We start from the raw sequence: 18,507 nt of genomic DNA on the forward strand, positions 1-18,507 counted from the left end.
ACTGCACTGGAGAGCGGAATGTCCCGGTCCGTCTATTTTTTCGGCAACGGCAGCGCTGACGGTACGCGAGACATGAAGACGATTCTGGGTGGGAAAGGTGCAAACCTCGCCGAGATGACGAATCTCGGTGTTCCTGTTCCCCCCGGCTTCACCATTGCCGCCCATCGGAGCGTCTCGTATCTCGCCGATGGGCTGATTGACGACGCCTTTCGATTGGAAGTGACAGGCGCCCTCGAACGACTCGAGGAGGTGAGCGGTAAGCGCTTCGGCGATGCGTCGAATCCGCTGCTCGTGTCGGTGCGCTCCGGTGCGTCCGTCTCCATGCCTGGGATGATGGAGACGATTCTCAATCTTGGCCTGAACGACGAGACCGTCGAAGGACTGGCCCGCGCGAGTGGGAACGCGCGTTTCGCCTACGACTCCTACCGCCGCTTCCTGCAGATGTACGCCGATGTCGTCCTCGGCGTGCCGATTGGGAAGTTCGAGCAACTGCTCGGCAGCAAGCGCGTCACCAATGGCGTGACAACGGACAGTGAGCTCAGCGCGGAGGCGCTGCGCACGCTCGTGCATGAGTATCAGCAGCTTATCCGATTCACCACCGGACGCGATTTTCCCATGGATCCTCAGGTGCAGCTATGGGGCGCGATCGAGTCCGTGTGGAATTCGTGGACGCTGAAGAAGGCGGTCGATTATCGGCGGGTGAATGGCATCTCCCACTCCCTTGGCACCGGCGTCAACATCGTGTCGATGGTGTTCGGCAACATGGGTGAAGACTCCGGAACGGGCGTCGCCTTCACCCGTGATCCATCCACCGGCGAGCGTCGGTTCTACGGGGAGTTCCTGGTGAATGCGCAGGGCGAGGATGTCGTGGCAGGCATCCGCACGCCGCTCCATATCGACGAGATGGCGACGATGCTGCCCGGCGCATACACCGCGTTGATGGCCACGCAGGATCGCTTGGAACAGCACTTCCGCGACATGCAGGACATCGAGTTCACCGTCGAGCGCGGCACGCTGTACTTGCTGCAGACGCGCACTGGTAAGCGTACAACGGCGGCCGCCCTCCGCATCGCGCTCGACATGGTGGACGAAGGGTTGATCTCACAGCGTGAGGCCGTGCTGCGGATGCAACCGAATCAGCTCGATCAGCTGCTCCATCCCGTGATCAGCTCGGACGTGCGGGCGACAGCCCTCGCGGTCGGCTTGCCGGCCAGCCCCGGCGCAGCCAGCGGCATCGTGGTGTTCGACCCCGATGTCGCTGAGCGGCGCCACGCGGCCGGCGAGCAGGTAATCCTGGTGCGCGAAGAGACGACCCCGGAAGATTTTCACGGAATCGTGGCGGCGCGCGCGGTTCTCACCGCGCGCGGCGGGATGACGAGTCATGCAGCCGTTGTGGCCCGTGGGATGGGAAAGTGCGCGATCGTGGGATGCGCCGCGCTCGAGATCTCCCACGAGCAGCGATCCATGCGCATCGGGGAGCACGTGATCAACGAAGGCGATTGGATCACGCTCGACGGTGGAACCGGCCGCGTGTTCGAGGGAGATCTTCCCACGCAGCCGAGCGAGGTCATGCGCGTGAACAATGGTGCGCTCGCTGCGGCGGACGCGCCGACGTATCGGGGATTCGCCACGCTCATGGGTTGGGCCGACGAGGATCGCCGGCTGCGCGTGCGGGCGAATGCGGATACCCCACGCGACGCGCGTGTGGCGCGCAACTTTGGCGCGGAAGGCATCGGGTTGTGCCGCACGGAACACATGTTCTTCGAGGGCGAGCGCATCACGGCGATGCGTGAGATGATCGTTGCGCGCGATCTGGGCGGGCGGCGGCGGGCGCTGGAGAAGCTGTTACCGATGCAGCGCGCCGATTTCGAAGGAATTTTCCAGGCGATGGATGGCTTTCCTGTGACCATTCGCCTGCTTGATCCGCCGCTGCACGAATTCCTTCCGCACGGTGGCGAGGAATCCACGTTGTTGGCGCAGTCGCTGGGGCTCTCCCGCCCGGAGCTGGCCCGCATCGTCGCGGCTCTCCACGAAACGAATCCGATGCTCGGACATCGCGGATGCCGTCTCGGCATCGTGTATCCCGAGATCACGGAGATGCAGGCGCGCGCGATCTTTGAAGCAGCCGTACGCACGCATCGTCGCGGAATCGATGTACAACCAGAGATCATGGTCCCGTTGGTTTCCGATGTGACCGAACTGCGTCATCAGCGGGAGATCATCGAGCGTGCGGCCGAGCAGGTCATGGGTGTCATGGGCGAGCGCGTGCCGTACCTCATTGGCACGATGATTGAGCTCCCGCGTGCCGCACTCACGGCCGACGAGATCGCGACGGAAGCCGATTTCTTCTCATTCGGGACCAACGACCTCACGCAAACCACGTTCGGATTGAGCCGTGATGACGCCGGTCGTTTCCTGCCGCATTACATCGAGAAGGGCATCCTGGCCGAGGATCCGTTTCAGGTCCTTGACCGGAAGGGCGTGGGTAAACTGATCAGCTGGGCGGTGCGCGATGGGCGAGCCACGCGTGCCGATCTGAAGGTCGGCATCTGCGGCGAGCATGGTGGCGAGCCGCAGAGTGTCGCGTTTTGCCATCAGGTCGGATTCGACTATGTCTCCTGTTCTCCGTATCGCGTACCGGTCGCTCGTTTGGCGGCAGCGCACGCTGCCCTTGCCTGACCATGTTGCCGCGTGACGCACACTTTGCCATGATCGGGGCCGGACCATCCGGCATCGTGGCCGCGATGAAATGGCTCGACGCAGGATTCGCCAACCTCGTGTACTTCGACCGCAATGAGGCGGTTGGCGGCAACTGGCCGATCTGACTCGAGTCGTCTCGGGCGAGGAATTGGCGCATCTGGATGATCCGCCGCTCGTCACGCCGCGCCACACCATCACGGTGGACAACTACAAGTTCAGGGCGCGAGTACTCAGTACCCTGCCCGCGCTCTCATGCTCGACCGCCCCCCTCGCAGTGGCCGATGAAACAAAAGCGCCCCACCGCGAATGCGGTGAGGCGCCCAAGTGGAGGTGAGGGGAATCGAACCCCTGTCCGAGACTGAATCGACCCCAGCGTCTACGTGCGTATTCTGTTGATTGAGGTCTCTGTCCGCTGGCCAACAGAAAGCCCACGTCCAGACAAGCCAGCTAAAGTTTCGCCCAACGCCCGCAGGCGTGACATCGGACTAGCCCAGATTTTCGATACTCACATGCCGCCCCGGGCGGGCTGCCTTGTGAGCACTGCCGGTAACCCGAAGGTTAGGCGGCGAGCGCGAGGTTGTTGTTCGCGATTGGAATTTTCCCGAGTGTTTTACCAGGTGCTCGAGGACCTGGGCACGCAACCAGAGCTTCACCAACCCCGTCGAAGCCAGTCACCCCCGGCTAACGGTCCTACACAACACCGTACACTAGACTAGTACCGAGGGTTCCCGCAACTGCCGCAGCCCGTCGAACCACGCCGCGCTCAGGCCGCCTCGCAGGTCAACTCCGCGACGTCCGGATCGATCGCCGCAAGGCGCTGTGCCCGGTATTCCTCGTAGTGCAGCAGGTAGTTCGAGAAGATCGCCTCCACCTCGCTGAAGTCGCGAACCTGATGCAGCAGCTTCCGAAGGTCGGCTGAGTTCGGCAATCCCTTCACGTACCAGCCCAAGTGTTTTCGGAACTCGAGGGCGGCGCCGATGGCGTCCACCTCGTAGTCCTGAACGAGCCGCGCGTGATCGAGGGCGACGGCGAATCGCTCATGAACGCCAGGAGTCTCCGGCATCGGTTGGCCCTCGAACAGCGCCCGGGCCTGCTTGAATACCCAAGGCTGGCCGTACGAGCCACGTCCAAGCATGATGCCATCGGCCCGCGTGTGGTCGAGCATGCGCTTCGCATCGGCAGCGGTCTTGATGTCGCCGTTGCCAAGCACGGGGATATCGAGCGCCTCGGCCACCTTGGCGATCTCGTCCCAATTCGCCTGCCCCGTGTACATCTGCGTCCGCGTCCTCGCGTGCAGCGCCAGCACCCGCGCACCCGCGTCCTGACAGCGCAAGGCGATTCCCACGGGATCGCGCATCTCCTCGCTCCAGCCGCTGCGGATCTTGCACGTGACAGGAAGCGGTGTGGCCCGAGATACGGCGCGGATGATCTCCTGCACCAGAGCGAGATCGCGCAGGCAGCCCGACCCGCCGTTTCGCCGGACGACCTTCTTGACCGGACAGCCGAAATTGATGTCGACGAAGTCAGGCATGAAGAGGTCCGTCACCAGCGCGGCCGCATCGGCCATGGCGGCGGGGTCCGCCCCGAAAATTTGGACGCCGATAGGGTGCTCGTCGGGCGAAAAGCGCAACTTGCTGATCGTCGCTTCGTTCTCGCGCCGGATGCCTTCGGCCGAGAGGAACTCGGTCACCACCACGTCGGCGCCATGCGCATGACACAAACGCCGGAAGGGAGATTCCGACACGCCCGCCATCGGCGCGAGATACAGTGGCACCGAATGGGGCACACGGAAGGGAAACGTCTTGCGGGGCATGGGGTTGAAGCTAGCGGGGTCCCGTCGGGCGAGCAACGCGGAGGTTTGACAGCGGCGTCCCCGTGGTTAGGATACAAGGCTATGGAACTGCGCGAGTTCTTCTCCGAAGACGCTGTCCAGCTCGAGCTTCAGGGTACGAGCAAGGACGAAATTCTCAAGGAACTGATCGGGCTGCTCAAGCTCGATGAGAAATCCGAGGGCATGCTGTTCAAGATGCTCAAGCGGCGCGAAAATCTCGGTTCCACCGGCATTGGCCGTGGAATCGCGATCCCGCATTGCCGCAGCCTCGTCGTCAACCGTCTTCGCGTGGCGTTCGGCCGCAAGAAGGACGGGGTCGACTTCAAGGCCATCGACGACAAGCCCGTCAACTTCTTCTTCCTCATTGTCGCGCCGCCGCTCGAGGTCTCGAACCAGTACCTGCCGGTACTCGGGAAGATCGCGCAGTTCAGCAAGGAGAGCGACGTCCCGGGCCGTCTACTGGAGATCACGTCTTCGGCGGACTTCATGGCATTGCTCGAAGAAAAGCGCGTGTAAACGGCGGGCGCGGGCGACCACATTCCATTGGTCGGCAGCGCGCGCAGCGCCAGCGTCGTCGTCGGGTGCCCCTCAGTGATCAACGACGACGCGGCCAATATCCAATCGCAGACGATGCGCCACTCGCAAGCTTTGTAGGAGCGCGGCGGCGGCGAGTCCGGCAACCAGTCCCAACCAGAGTCCCCGTTCGCGCAGCGGCGTCTGGAATCCCAGATACGCGCCGAGTGGAATGCCGGCGCCCCAGAACGCAACCAGGTGAAGCATGGCGGGCACGCGGGTGTCCCCCGTGCCTCGGAGCACGCCACTGGTCACGGCCTGAAGACCGTCGAAGACCTGAAACATCCCCGCCAGCGGAATCAGCGAGACCGCGACGGACACGGTCGCTGCCTCCGTCGTATAGCGAGTGGCGAGCCATTCTGGCGCCAGTACGAACAGCACACCGCTGAGGCACATCACGCCGCCGCCGCAGACGATCGCCGCCACCGCGTCGCGCCGAGCGGATGGCATGTCGCCGCGTCCAATGGCCCGACCCACCACGGCGGCGGCGGCACCGGAAATGCCGAGCGGCACCATGAATGTCATCGCCGCCATGTTCAGCGCGATCTCATGGCCGGCGAGTGACGCCGTGCCCATCCAGCCCATGAAGAGCGCCGTGATTCCGAATGCGAAGCTCTCGAAGAACCACTGCACTCCGATCGGGAGACCGATACGCAACATGCGCAGGAATGGAGCCGTATGCAGTGTCTCACGGCGCCACGGGAGAATTGCCGGACGCAGCAGCGGCCACGCCGAGGCCAGGAGCACAAGCGCCATCACCCAGGTCGACGCGGCCGTCGCATAGGCCGCGCCCTCCACACCAAGCGCGGGCGCGCCCGCATTACCGAAAATCAGCAGCCAATTCACGATCACGTTCACAACATTCGCAATCGCCGCCGCGATGAGAATGTGCCGAACGGGGCCCATTGCCTGCAGCGTCTGCCGGAATACGGTGAAGGCGAAGAATGGCACGATCGCCAGCGCACGCCGATGTGTGTACACCGCCGTGTCCTTAACTACTTCGAGTGGTTGATCGAGCCGCAGCAGCATCCATTCGACGGGCAGCAGTGCCAACAGGACGACGACGGACACGAGCGCCGCCAGGACGAACCCACGCTGCACGCCGCGCGCGACGCCATCGTGATCGCCGGCGCCGACCGCCTGCGCGACGACGGGATCGATGGCGCACAAAAGGCCCATGCCGAACACGCTGGCGTTGAAAAAATAGAAGTTGCCTAGTGCGACCGCCGCGATCGCGGCCCCGCCGAGCTTTCCCACCATGAGCGCATCGATAACGCCCATAGCTTGAATACCGAGATTGATGAACACGACCGGCAGAGCCAATCGCGCCATGTCATACAGGTCGCTGCGCCAGTCCCGGCCGGGCTCGACGGCCACGCTCAACCGGTGGCGCGTGTCGCGGAGGACACCAACGCACGAGCCTCACGAAGCAGGCGCGGCCCACGAGAGAGACTGCCGATCTCGATCGTGCCGGAAACTCCACCGCTGGGACCGGTGGACACATCGGCGCGTAGAGGAAAGATCACCGGCAGCGATTCGTGCGGCTGTGCGCCAACACCACGTGCTTCCCGTACGTCCTCAACCAGGGTGATCGACCCCGGCATCACACGCCTCTCCGTCGTGCACCGTCCGTGTGCCATGCGTGGTGTCTCCCCAGATGATTCGCGACGACTCGCAATCCGCGAGCGCATTCGCCGGTGTGTGGACCGTCACGGTGCCGTGATCGAGCACGGCGTACGCACGCTCAGCTGCCGGGTGCCGAAGAGACACCGCCCTCGACGGCCGAGTGGTAGCCGTCTGCCGCCTCAAGCGCGCCATGAACGGAGCGCGTATCGATCCGGCTCACGCCTCGCGCGCTACTCCCACTCGATCGTCGCCGGCGGCTTCGAGCTGATGTCGTAGACCACTCGGTTCACGCCATCGACTTCATTGATGATCCGGTTCGAGATCCGTCCCAGCACCTCGTGAGGGAACGCGAACCAGTCGGCCGTCATACCGTCGGTGCTGGTGACGGCACGCAACGCGATGACATGCTCATACGTCCGCCCGTCACCCATCACGCCCACTGAGCGGACCGGCAGAAAGACCGCGAAGGCCTGCCAGATCTCCTGATACAGTCCGGCGGCTCGGATCTCCTCGAGATAGATCGCGTCAGCTCGACGAAGGATGTCGACGGCATACGGCGTAACCTCGCCGAGCACGCGAATAGCCAGCCCCGGACCCGGGAACGGATGCCGTCCCACCATCTCTTCGGGAAGACCGAGCTCTCGGCCGACATTACGCACCTCGTCCTTGAACAGCTCGCGTAGCGGTTCGATCAGGCGAAACTTCATGTCCGGCTTCAGGCCACCCACATTGTGGTGCGTCTTGATTGTGGCCGACGGACCGCCCTTCGCGCTCACCGACTCGATCACATCGGGATACAGCGTACCCTGCACCAAGAACTCGGCCCCCTGTCCCGCATCGGCCGCCGCATCCTCGAACACATCGATAAACGTGTGGCCGATGATCTTTCGCTTCTTCTCGGGATCACCTTCGCCGGCCAGTCCGTTGAGAAACCGATCCTCCGCGCGGACGGTGATCAACTTGATGCCGAGATGCGCGCGCATCGTGCGCTCGACCTGCTCACGCTCGTGCAGGCGGAGGAGGCCGGTATCCACGAAGATGCAGGTAAGCTGGTCGCCAATCGCCTTGTGCACCAACGCCGCCGCCACGCTGGAATCCACACCGCCAGACAGTCCGCAGATCACCTGCTTCTCGCCGACCAGCTCACGGATCTTCGCGACCTCCTGATCGATGAAGTGGCCCGGTGTCCAATCGGGTGTGCAGCCGCATACGCCGAACAGAAAGTTCTGGATGATCTCGGCGCCGCGCACCGTGTGCGCGACCTCGGAATGAAACTGGACCGCGTGAATCGGACGCGTCGTGTGGCGGAATCCCGCCAAGGTGTTGCCGCTGTGCGCGGTTGCGACGTAGCCGGGTGGCACCTGTTCCACATGATCGCCATGGCTCATCCACACGGTGGTCCGCTCGCCGGCATCGAAGCCGCTGAACAGTCCCGAGGGCTCATCAACCGTGACCTCGGCGCGCCCGTATTCGCGCCGACCGCCACCGACGACGGCGCCGCCCTCGAGATGGGCGATCAGCTGCATGCCGTAGCATACGCCGAGGACGGGCGCGACGTCGAGGAGCGCACGCGCGATCGTCGGCGCAGCGTCGTCGGTCACCGAGCTGGGGCCACCGGAGAGAATGATGCCATCCGGCTTCCACGCGCGAATCCATTCCAACGATTGCGATGGCGGGTGGATCTCGGAATAGACGCGGGCTTCGCGCACCCGCCGCGCAATCAGCTGCGTAAACTGCGAACCGCAATCGAGGATCAGGATACGGCTGTTCATCAGTACTTCCACTCCGGACCGATAAGCTTGAGAAACTCGACGGCCTTCGTGTCGAGATCGAGAATGGCACCTGTCGGTGCACCATGCAGCCAGCCGCACCCTTCTCCCGGATTCACGAGTAGCGAATCACCGCGAGACTTCATCTCGGGGACGTGGGTGAAGCCGTGGACCACCACCTCATGTCGATCAATAGACCGCTGGTGCACGTCGGCGAGATCATGGATGAGCAGCACCGACTTGCCGCCGAGATCGAAGCTGTGTGGTGACTCATACAGTTCGGTCGCTCCAAACCCCGATTTCGCCGCCGCTTGCAGCGCGTCGTGGTCGCCGTCGTTTCGCCCGAAGACACCCAACAGCGGGATCGACAGGTCGTGGAACGGCTGCAACGTAAAGGGGGAGCAGTAGTCGCCAGCATGCATCACGATCGACACGCCCCCGGCGATCATCTGCGTGAGCAGCTCCCGGACAGCAGGCACGCGGTCATGGGTATCCGACAGTAAGCCGATCCGCATCAGGCAGTTCTCCACTGGAGGTGCGCACGCTCGAGGCGTACGAGGTCTTCGAGCCGTTCGCGCTCGGTGATCACGGCAAAGCGATCGCCATCCACCATCACCTCGGCGGGACGCGGACGGGAGTTATAGTTGGACGACATGGTGTAGCCGTACGCGCCCGCCGTGTGCACCGCGAGCAAGGCGCCTGCTGCCACGTCCGGCATCGGCCGTTCCTTCGCGAAGAAGTCCCCCGATTCACAGATCGGGCCGACGACGTCGGCGATGACGGTTCCGTCGAGGGACTCCACCGCGTCGATGCGATGGTATGCCTGATACAGTGCCGGTCGGATCAGGTCATTCATGCCGGCGTCGGTCACGATAAAGTCCTTGCCGGCGGCATGCTTTCGGTAGAGCACCTCGGTAATGAGCGCGCCGGCTTCGGCCACCAGGAACCGTCCCGGCTCAAGCAGCAACGTCAGCCCCGTCTCGCGGGCCGCGGAGAGCACGATCGCTGCGTAGTCGTTCACGTCGGCGTCCCGCTCATCTGCGTGATAGGGAACGGACAACCCGCCACCCACATCCAGAAAGGCAATGGGGTGGCCATCGGCGCGGGCGAAGGCAATGGCGTCGAGCAGCCGTGGCAAGGCGTCCCGCATGGGATCGGCGTTGCCGATTTGCGACCCGAGATGCATGCCAAGGCCGCGCAGCGCCACATGCGGCAGCTTGTGCACCATCGCCACGAGGCGGGACACATCGTCTCGTGGAATGCCGAACTTCTGCCCCTTTTCGCCGGTCTTGATGTAGGCGTGCGGCGTAGCGACGGTCACCTCGGGGTTGACCCGGATCGCGATGGGTGCCACGACACCCTGCCGGCCCGCCACAGCGTCGATCGTCACCAGCTCTGCTTCCGACTCGACGTTGATCAGCAGGACCTGTGCCTCGAGCGCCTGCTCGATCTCGCGCACGGTCTTGCCGACGCCGCTGAACACCACATCACGGCCGGTGAATCCGGCCTCACGGGCGCGAAACAGCTCGCCGCCGGACACGATATCGACGCCAGCCCCGAGCTCCTGCATCAAGCGGAGTACGGCAAGATTCGAGTTCGCCTTCATCGCGAAGTGAATGCGATGGGGCACGCTCGCGAACGCGTGTTCAAGCCGCTCCAGACGCGCCCTGATCGTATTTGCGCAGTACACGTATGTGGGCGTGCCCACGGCCGCGGCAATTGCCGGGATGGGAACCTGCTCCGCATGCAGGACTCCCCCACGCCGTGGAAACGCGTGGACGGATTCCGACGAGGACATCGCGCCGTTCAGTACGATCGAGCCCACAGGACCTCGTACTTCGCGGGCTCGCCCGTCACCATACACGTCGTCGGCGCTTCTGGCGAGCGGAACTCCAAGTCGGGGATGACTCGGATCGTCGCCTTGGTCTCCTCCTTGACCTGCTGCTCCACGGCGGGATCACCGTTCCATCCGGCATACACGAACGCACCCGGGCCATCCATCACTTCCTTGAACCGGCCGTAGCTGATCCGCTCGCGGATCGTATTCGCTTCGACGCGGGCACGGGCGGCCGCCAGCATATCCGCCTGAATCGTGTCAAGCACCACGGGCAACTCCGTGCGTAGCGTGTCGAAGCTGATCGAGCGCTTCTCACGCGTATCGCGACGCGCCAGCATGCCGGTGTTTGACGCCAGATCACGCGGGCCAATCTCCATCCGCAGCGGGATGCCGCGAAGCTCCCAGTGATAGTACTTCGCCCCCGGCTTGACGCCGACGCGGTCGTCGACGTGCACGCGAATCCGCTCATGGTCGGGGCGCTTGAAGCTCCCCAGATCGTCGGCGATACGCTTGGCCATCTCCACCGTGGCTGCACGTTCGTCCTCGGTCTTCCAGATGGGCACGATCACCATCTGGATCGGCGTCAGCTTGGGCGGGAGGCGCAGCCCCGCATCGTCGCCGTGTGTCATCACGAGGCCACCGATCATGCGCGTCGATACGCCCCAGCTGGTGTTCCACGCGAACGCCTGCTCACCCTGCTCGTTCTGGAAGCTGAGGTCGAAGGCCTTCGCGAAGTTTTGCCCGAGGTTGTGTGAGGTGCCCGCCTGCAACGCCTTGTTGTCCTGCATCATCGCTTCACAGGCATACGTGCGGAGCGCACCGGCAAACTTCTCCGAATCCGTCTTCTGACCGGTGATCACGGGCATGGCCATGTAGCCTTCCATGAACTCGCGGTACACGCCCAGCATGCGGCGCGTCTCCTCTTCGGCCTCGTCGTGCGTGGCGTGAGCAGTGTGGCCTTCCTGCCACAGGAATTCCATGGTGCGCAGGAACAACCGCGTCCGCATTTCCCAGCGGACCACGTTGGCCCATTGATTGTAGAGCAACGGCAGGTCGCGATAGCTCTGCACCCACTTTGCGAACATCGAGTAGATGATCGTCTCCGACGTGGGGCGCACGACGAGACGTTCCTCGAGCACCTTGCCACCGCCCATCGTGACGACCGCGCATTCCGGAGCGAAGCCTTCCACGTGCTCCGCTTCCTTCGAGAGAAAGCTCTCCGGAATGAACAGCGGGAAATACGCGTTCACGTGGCCCGTGGCCTTGAACATGTCGTCGAGCGCGCGCTGCATGCGCTCCCAGATTCCGTACCCGTGCGGGCGTATCACCATGCAGCCGCGCACCGGCGAGTAGTCGGCGAGTTCCGAGCGCAGGACCAACTCGTTGTACCACTCGCTGAAATTGTCGGCGCGCGTGGTCAGCTTCTTGTCGTCACTCATGGATGGTATCCGTTCGATTCAACGTCGACGATGCCCACGCGCTCAGGGCATCAAGGGAATGCACAATCACGTCTGGTGCGCCGCCGTGCGGCGCCGCGGCTGCGCGTGCGCGGTACGTCACGGCGTCACCCGATCCCTCTACCACGATGGTAGCGAGGCTGCCCACCCTTCTGGCGGCCTCTAGCTGTTTCTCCAGTCTCTGCTCACGCAGCGCGAACTCCACCGCGTGCCCCGCGGCCCGCAACTGCGCTGCGGCCCGCAGCATCGCCGCCGGATACGACGCGTCATCGGGGGCCTGCGCGATCCACAGCGCCACGACCGGCGCGGGTGCCTTCATCAACCCGCGTGCCTTGAGCAGCTCACCCAGCACCACATCGCCCATCCCGAAGCCGAGGGCCGGGAGGTCGGTGCCACCGAGCGACTTGAGCAGGTTGTCGTACCGGCCGCCCCCGCAGATCGCACGGAACTCGCCAACGTTGTCAAAGAGCTCGAATACGATGCCCGTGTAGTAGGCGAGACCACGTACGATTGTCAGGTCGAAGCGGAGCCACTCAGCAATCCCGAGCGCCTCGCAGTGCGCCACGTACTGTGCGAATCGCTCGACATGCGGCGCCACCTCAGGCGCGTGGCCGTAGCGGGACTGGAGCGCAGCAAAGTCGAGGGTGGCGAAGCCGAGCACTGCGTCGACCGTCGGCGCGGACAAGCCGGCCGCGGAGAGCTTTTCCGCCGAGATCTCCTGCGGCTGGCGCTCCAGTTTGTCGAGTACGGCGTACACGGCCACCCACGTCGCCTCGTCGATGGCGAGGTGCGCCAGCAAGCCATTCAGCAATCGGCGATCACTCACCCGTGCGCGTACGTCAGCTGCGGTCAGCCCGAAGGCGGCCATGATTTCCACGGCGACCGATAGCAGTTCAGCGTCGGCGAGCACGTCCGCTTCACCGACGATGTCGACATTGAGCTGGAAGTGCTCGCGGAGCCGCCCCTTCTGCGTACGCTCGTAACGGAACAGTTGCGGCATCGAGAACCAGCGCACTGGCTTGCGCAGCGTCTGAGCGCGCGCGCCGACCATGCGGGCAAACGTCGGCGTCATCTCGGGACGCATGGCAACCGCGCGCCCGCCCTTGTCGACGAAATCGAATAGCTGACCGACGATCTCGTCGCCGCTCTTCTGCGTATAAAGCTCGAGCGGTTCGAGCGGTGGCCCATCATACTCCTGAAACGCATAGCGCCGCACGATGCGGCGCCAGGTGTCGAAGATGTGGGCTCGCTCGGCGAACGGCTCGGGATAGAAATCTCGAAAACCCGGGAGGAGCTTTGATGGCATCTGCGAAAGTTACCGAGCGAGCGGATCGACCTGCAACCGCTCCATGGCATCACCAACTGTATGAAATGAGCCCGTCACGAGGACGGTGGCCGCTTGCGCCCGCGCCCGATCGAGCGCTAGCGCAAAATTGTCGACCCGCTGGACGGGCAGGCCCTCGGACTCAGCCCACGCCGTGACCTCATCCAGGTTCCAGGCGCGCGCCACCGGGGCCGTGGGAGCCATCGTAACCACGATGTGCGTCGCGACCCGTGCCACTGCCTGGAGAATCCCAGCCCAGTCCTTGTCGCGCAGCACGCACACGACCGCACTCACCGGTAACGGCGCGCCGACGTCGAGGAGGTTGGCAACCACAGTGGCCGCGCCATCCGCGTTGTGTGCCACATCGAACAACCACGGAGCGACGTGATGAAAACGACCGGCGAGCCGCACCGCGGGGAGGAGCGCGGAGGCATTCCGCTCGATCTCCAGCCACCGCCCGCCCGCTCCGCGCAACATCGCCAGCGCCACCGCCGCGTTGTGCGCCTGGAACTCGCCGATCAACGGCGTCGTCAGGCGACGCTCGCCGTCTGTCGTGACCAGCGTAAAGCTTGTGCCGGACGCGCCGACCACGATGTCGCGCACTTCCCAGTCACGACCGGTGACCAGCACGCCGCGGGCCCCCACCGACTCGGCGTGCGCCGTGAGGTGCGCGCAAATGGACGGCCGCGCCTCGCCGACGACCGCGACCGCGCCCCTTTTGTAGATGCCAGCCTTCTCGCCAGCGATCAACTCGAGCGTATCGCCGAGAAACTCGAGGTGGTCAAAGCCAATCTGCGTCACCGCGGCCGCGAGCGGCTCGACGGTGTTCGTGGCATCGAGCCGACCACCCAGACCAACCTCCACGATCGCCACATCAACCCGCTGCGCCGAGAACCAATCGAGGGCCATCGCCGTCGTCGCTTCGAAAAAGGTGGCGCCCAGACGCGTCAACTCAGGCTCCCACTGGGTCAGCCACGCAGTAATCGCATCGTGGGGCATCGGCGCCCCGTCCACGACCAGCCGCTCCGCGAAATCGACGAGGTGCGGCGACGTGTACCGACCAACGCGCAGCCCCGATCCACGCAGCAGGGCGTCGAGCGTGGCGACCGTACTGCCCTTCCCGTTCGTACCCGCCACATGAAAGACGGGGTACGCGCGTTGAGGGTTGCCGAGGAGCGCTAGCAACTCCGAGACACGCTCGAGGCCGAGCCGCCACGCGCCGCCGGTGCGCGCGAACAGCCGGCGGAGCGCATCGTGATATGCCGCATCGGCCATCGAGGCCCGGTCCGCGGCCGACGGCGGCGGAGGGGCGAGCGGATTCGACGTCAGCTGTCCTGCGTGTGCCCCGCCGACGCGGGACGCCCCGTCATATGCCGCATGAGCCGCGAGAGTGTATCGCGAAGCTCCTTCCGATGCACGACCTGATCCACCATCCCCTTCTCGACGAGGAACTCCGCCGTCTGGAATCCTTCGGGCAGGTCCTGCCCCAACGTTTGCTTGATGACCCGCGGTCCTGCGAAGCCGATCACCGCACCGGGCTCCGCCAGTATCGCGTCGCCGAGCATGGCGAAACTGGCGCTCACGCCACCCGTCGTCGGATTGGTCAGCACCGAGATGTACGGAATGCGACGTTCGGCCAGCTGCGACAACACCGCCGACGTCTTCGCCATCTGCATCAGGGAGAGGATACCCTCCTGCATACGCGCGCCGCCCGACGCACAGATGATGACCAGTGGGTGCTTCTTCTCGAGCGACCGCTGCCCGAGTCGCGCGATCTTCTCACCGACCACCGAACCCATCGATCCCCCCATAAAGGCGAAATCCATGATCCCGATCCCGACGGGCAGCCCCTCGAGGAGCCCCACGACGGTGAGAATGGCATCGCTGTCGCCCGCGTTCGTGAGGGCGCGCTTCAGGCGGGCGGGATAGTCGGGGAAGCCGAGCGGGTCGACGGAGCGCAGCTCACTCCCCACTTCAACAGTCGTGCCCTCATCAAGCAGCATCGCCGCGTAATCCCACGCCCGAACGCGGCGGTGGAAATCGCACGCGGGACAGACGTTGAGATTCCGCAGGAACTTGTCGCGGATATCCGTATGACCGCATGCCTCGCACTTCTCCCAGGTATCAGGGGGAATTTCGAGGCGCTCGCGCCGCAGCAGTCGGGGCTTTTTCTCCTTCCGGAACCAGGCCATAGAGTACTAATGTTGGCGGTCCCGCCCGCGAAGGCTAGACCTTGCGCCCGGGCAAGATTGGTGTCCCGATCGATCAGAGCCCGATCGCGTCCGGCTGACCGCGCCCTTCGGCGGAGATTCGGAGGAGGACGGCGACAGCCGTCCAGCTGACCAGCAGGAACGACCCACCGTAGCTGAAAAACGGCAGCGGTATACCCGTGACCGGCATGAGATTCAACGTCATACCGACGTTGACCATGACGTGCACGAACCACGCGGACACCAGCCCAAACGCCACGAGACTCGGAAAGGCATCGTTGGCCCGCGAGGCCACGCGCGTACTGCGCAGGAACAGGGCGAGAAACAGCGCGAGCGCGATACTGACGCCGACGAAGCCGAGCTCCTCACCGACCACCGAGAAGATAAAGTCGGTGTGTCGCTCGGGCAGAAACTTGAGGCGTTTCTGACTGCCCAGCGTGAATCCCTTCCCGAACAGGCCGCCCGAACCGATGGCCACCTTGCTCTGGGTGACATGATAGCCGGAGGCCTGCGGATCGACATTCGGGTCGAGAAAGACCAGCAGACGATTCTTCTGGTAGGGCTTCAGTGTGTCCCACAGGATCGGCGCCACGCCTCCCATGATCACGTTCATCACCACGATCACGACCCCTTCCAGAAGGTAGGGCCGGTACCACAGCACCAGCGCCACCAGGATCAGGAACCAGGCGCCCCAGACACCGGTGCTGAACGCCAGCACGAGACTGATCCCGGGGCTGGCCAGCAGCAGCAACAACGGCCACGGCACGCCGGCCCAGAAGAGCATGGCGAAGCATATGCCGATGAAGACGATGCCGGTGCCCAGGTCGGGCTGGGCCATCACCAGCAGCCACGGCACCCCGACGACGAGGAGCGGTCGCCACAGATCAACCAGCGATCGCATCGATTCACGCTGCGCGGCGAGCACGCGCGCCAGCATCAGCGTCGTGGCCAGTTTGGCCAGTTCGGCCGGTTGTCCGATCCGGACGCCACCAATACTCAGCCACCCTTTGACACTGGACGCGGTTCCCGCCCCGGTACCGACGAACAGGACCAGCAGCAAGAGGGTACAACTCACGGCATACAGTGGCCACGCAGTCCATTCGATCAAGCGCACCGACCCACGCGAGATGATCCACGTCGCGACTAGCGCCGCGCCGAACCAACCAAGCTGCCGCTTCCAGGCGTTTTCGATGATCGGGCTCGGGCTGTCGATCTGCCCGGCCGAAAAGACCATGGCGATACCAAAACCCGTCAATAACAACGCAATCACCAGCAACGGAATGTCGACACTCTGTCGACGCAACACGGAGCTCCCAGCCATGGTTTCGCGGCCTCAGTCGGTGACGAGCGCGGTCATCGTCAACCGCGCCTTGAGGTACCGCTCCATCAACTTCGTCGCGACGCGAGCCGCCGTGGAGCCGTGCAGCCCCTCTTCGATAATGATGGCGACGACAATCTTCGGATCGTTCGCCGGTGCGTAGCCCACGAACCACGCGTTGTCGAGCTGCCCGTTCACCTGGGCGGTACCGGTCTTTCCAGCAATGGTCAGCCCTTGAATTTGCGCGCCGGCAGCGGTGCCGCGAGCCACGACGTCGGCGAGGGCCATCTGAATGCCCTTCAGCTGCTCGGCATCGAGATTGAGGATCTGCTGACGCTCGGGCGTACGCGCCACGATCTGCGGGGTCGCCGCGCGGCCATCGGTGGCAAGCGCCGTATAAAAGCGCGCCATGCTTAGCGGCGTCTGTGCGTTGTTGGCCTGGCCGATCGACAGACTCAGCACCACCGAACGGTTCCAGCCGCGAGCGCCGTAGCGTTTGTCGAAGTAACGGGTATCGGCCGGCCACTGCGGCCGCCCCTCGTTGGGAAGGTCGATGCCGGTCCGGTCACCGAACCCCAACGAGACGCCGCCGGCCAGCAAGTTCGTCAGGCCGATCTTCAGGCCGAGCTGGTAAAAGTAGACATCGCAAGACTTGGCGATGGCCTGTGCCAGGGTCACGTCACCGTGACCGCGCTTGTCCCAGCACTTGAAGACGCGGCCGTAATAGTAGCCGCCGGTGCATGGTACCGGCATGCGCGTGTCCATCGTGACGAGCCCGCGCTCGATGCCGATCACCGCCGTTGCCAGCTTCCAGGTGGACGCTGGCGCGTAGGTGCCCCGGACCGCACGGTTGAACTGCGGCTTGTGCGGGTCTTCCTGCAATTGGCGAAAGAACGTCGGCGACGCGCCGCCGATGAATCGATTGATGTCGTAGCTCGGGGCACTGTACAGCGTGAGCACGCCCCCCGTGTTCGGATCGAGGGCGACCACGGCGCCCCGTAGCGAGTCGCCGAAATACGCGTGGGCATAGCGTTGCAAGTCGAGATCGATGTTCGTACGAAGCGCGGGCGGCGCGTCCGGCTGCTCTTCCGGACGAACGCCGGCGTCGCGGACCACGCGATTGCTTGCATCGACTTCGACGAACCGTCGACCTTCCTTCCCGCGCAACTGCGCTTCGTACTGCAGTTCGAGCCCAGTCTTTCCGACCTGTTGTCCCGACTTGTAGCTCTCGTATTTCGGCTTCGACAGATCTTCCTCAGAAATCTCGCCGGTGTAGCCGATAAGCGCGGCCATCGCCGCGCCATCGGGATAGTACCGCTTCGGCGAGCTTTGGATGATCAACCCCGGAAACTCGACGCGACGCTCCTCCAGCACCGACACGACTTGAAACGACGCATCGTTGAAGATCACGGCCGGCCGCGTGCGCGCCCGACGGAAGCGGCGCACCGCGAGCTCCTGCTGCGCCGAGTCGATCTGGATGACTTGCGAGAGCGTCGTCAACGCCGAGCGAAGCGAATCTTCCGTCGGACTGAGAATCGACACCGAATACCCCGGCAGATTCTCGGCGATCACTTCCCCACGTCGGTCGTAAATGGTGCCACGGGCGCCGGGCAGCGGCACTTCACGCAGCCGGTTGTTCTCCGACTGGAGCACGTACTCCGCATTCTGCAACACCTGCGCACGAAAGAACGCGCCACCCAGTGCCAGGAAGGAGGCGAACCACAGCACGCGAGCGAACCGCGCCCGCCGAAGAATCGCGTTTGGATGGTAGCTCACGACTTCACACGACGCCTGATGTCCGAGCGTTCCGGAGGACGTGCATGGTCAACCTCAAAAGGAATTCGGTCGATACAACGGACGGA

At 64.2% G+C, this 18,507-nt stretch carries 14 protein-coding genes and 1 other RNA gene; 3 read left to right on the top strand and 12 right to left on the bottom strand.

What is annotated here, in order from left to right; genetic code table 11:
* Positions 1–18 precede the first annotated feature (18 nt).
* Positions 19–2,679, top strand: a complete 2,661-nt coding sequence (ppdK, locus tag ACIRA7_RS06840; protein ID WP_396220100.1) for a pyruvate, phosphate dikinase — start codon at positions 19–21, stop codon at positions 2,677–2,679.
* A gap of 2 nt (positions 2,680–2,681) precedes the next feature.
* Positions 2,682–2,825, top strand: a complete 144-nt coding sequence (locus ACIRA7_RS06845) for a hypothetical protein (RefSeq protein ID WP_396220102.1) — start codon at positions 2,682–2,684, stop codon at positions 2,823–2,825.
* A gap of 197 nt (positions 2,826–3,022) precedes the next feature.
* Here the strand turns inward: ACIRA7_RS06845 and ssrA are convergent.
* Together ssrA and dusB are read right to left on the bottom strand one after the other, a co-directional pair.
* Positions 3,023–3,379: a transfer-messenger RNA gene (gene ssrA, locus ACIRA7_RS06850) on the bottom strand.
* 84 nt (positions 3,380–3,463) lie between these two features.
* Positions 3,464–4,513 carry a tRNA dihydrouridine synthase DusB gene (gene dusB, locus ACIRA7_RS06855; protein ID WP_396220103.1) on the bottom strand — a complete coding sequence of 350 codons (1,050 nt, stop codon included), beginning with the start codon at positions 4,511–4,513 and terminating at the stop codon, positions 3,464–3,466.
* 81 nt (positions 4,514–4,594) lie between these two features.
* Here dusB and ACIRA7_RS06860 point away from each other — a divergent pair, with 81 nt between their 5' ends.
* Positions 4,595–5,047, top strand: coding sequence for a PTS sugar transporter subunit IIA (locus ACIRA7_RS06860; RefSeq protein WP_396220104.1), 453 nt, complete (start codon positions 4,595–4,597; stop codon positions 5,045–5,047).
* Positions 5,048–5,119: 72 nt separating this feature from the next.
* Here the strand turns inward: ACIRA7_RS06860 and ACIRA7_RS06865 are convergent, their stop codons facing one another.
* From ACIRA7_RS06865 to mrdA, 10 genes are all read right to left on the bottom strand, one after another.
* Positions 5,120–6,481, bottom strand: a complete 1,362-nt coding sequence (locus tag ACIRA7_RS06865) for an MATE family efflux transporter (RefSeq protein ID WP_396220105.1) — start codon at positions 6,479–6,481, stop codon at positions 5,120–5,122.
* A 479-nt stretch (positions 6,482–6,960) separates the two neighbouring features.
* Positions 6,961–8,502: a glutamine-hydrolyzing GMP synthase gene (guaA, locus tag ACIRA7_RS06870; protein WP_396220107.1), complete on the bottom strand. Its 1,542-nt coding sequence runs from the start codon at positions 8,500–8,502 to the stop codon at positions 6,961–6,963.
* Entirely contained in the window at positions 8,502–9,014 is a 513-nt protein-coding gene (locus ACIRA7_RS06875; RefSeq protein ID WP_396220108.1) for a YfcE family phosphodiesterase, read from the bottom strand. Before ACIRA7_RS06875 ends, guaA begins: the two co-directional genes overlap by 1 nt.
* Entirely contained in the window at positions 9,014–10,297 is a 1,284-nt protein-coding gene (gene lysA, locus ACIRA7_RS06880; protein ID WP_396220115.1) for a diaminopimelate decarboxylase, read from the bottom strand. Before lysA ends, ACIRA7_RS06875 begins: the two co-directional genes overlap by 1 nt.
* Before the next feature lie 8 nt (positions 10,298–10,305).
* On the bottom strand, positions 10,306–11,775 hold the full coding sequence (proS, locus tag ACIRA7_RS06885; RefSeq protein WP_396220109.1) for a proline--tRNA ligase: 1,470 nt from the start codon (positions 11,773–11,775) through the stop codon (positions 10,306–10,308).
* Entirely contained in the window at positions 11,768–13,099 is a 1,332-nt protein-coding gene (hisS, locus tag ACIRA7_RS06890; protein WP_396220110.1) for a histidine--tRNA ligase, read from the bottom strand. Before hisS ends, proS begins: the two co-directional genes overlap by 8 nt.
* A gap of 9 nt (positions 13,100–13,108) precedes the next feature.
* Positions 13,109–14,392 carry a bifunctional folylpolyglutamate synthase/dihydrofolate synthase gene (locus ACIRA7_RS06895; RefSeq protein WP_396220111.1) on the bottom strand — a complete coding sequence of 428 codons (1,284 nt, stop codon included), beginning with the start codon at positions 14,390–14,392 and terminating at the stop codon, positions 13,109–13,111.
* Positions 14,393–14,442: 50 nt separating this feature from the next.
* The gene (accD, locus tag ACIRA7_RS06900) at positions 14,443–15,309 is read right to left on the bottom strand and encodes an acetyl-CoA carboxylase, carboxyltransferase subunit beta (RefSeq protein WP_396220112.1); all 867 of its coding nucleotides are present in this window, start codon (positions 15,307–15,309) and stop codon (positions 14,443–14,445) included.
* 73 nt (positions 15,310–15,382) lie between these two features.
* Positions 15,383–16,648 (bottom strand): rod shape-determining protein RodA, encoded by a 1,266-nt coding sequence (gene rodA, locus ACIRA7_RS06905; protein WP_396220113.1) that lies wholly within the window; start codon positions 16,646–16,648, stop codon positions 15,383–15,385.
* A gap of 12 nt (positions 16,649–16,660) precedes the next feature.
* The gene (mrdA, locus tag ACIRA7_RS06910) at positions 16,661–18,421 is read right to left on the bottom strand and encodes a penicillin-binding protein 2 (RefSeq protein ID WP_396220114.1); all 1,761 of its coding nucleotides are present in this window, start codon (positions 18,419–18,421) and stop codon (positions 16,661–16,663) included.
* Positions 18,422–18,507 lie beyond the last annotated feature (86 nt).

The sequence above is a fragment of the Gemmatimonas sp. genome (assembly GCF_044376735.1).
Taxonomy (GTDB): domain Bacteria; phylum Gemmatimonadota; class Gemmatimonadetes; order Gemmatimonadales; family Gemmatimonadaceae; genus Gemmatimonas.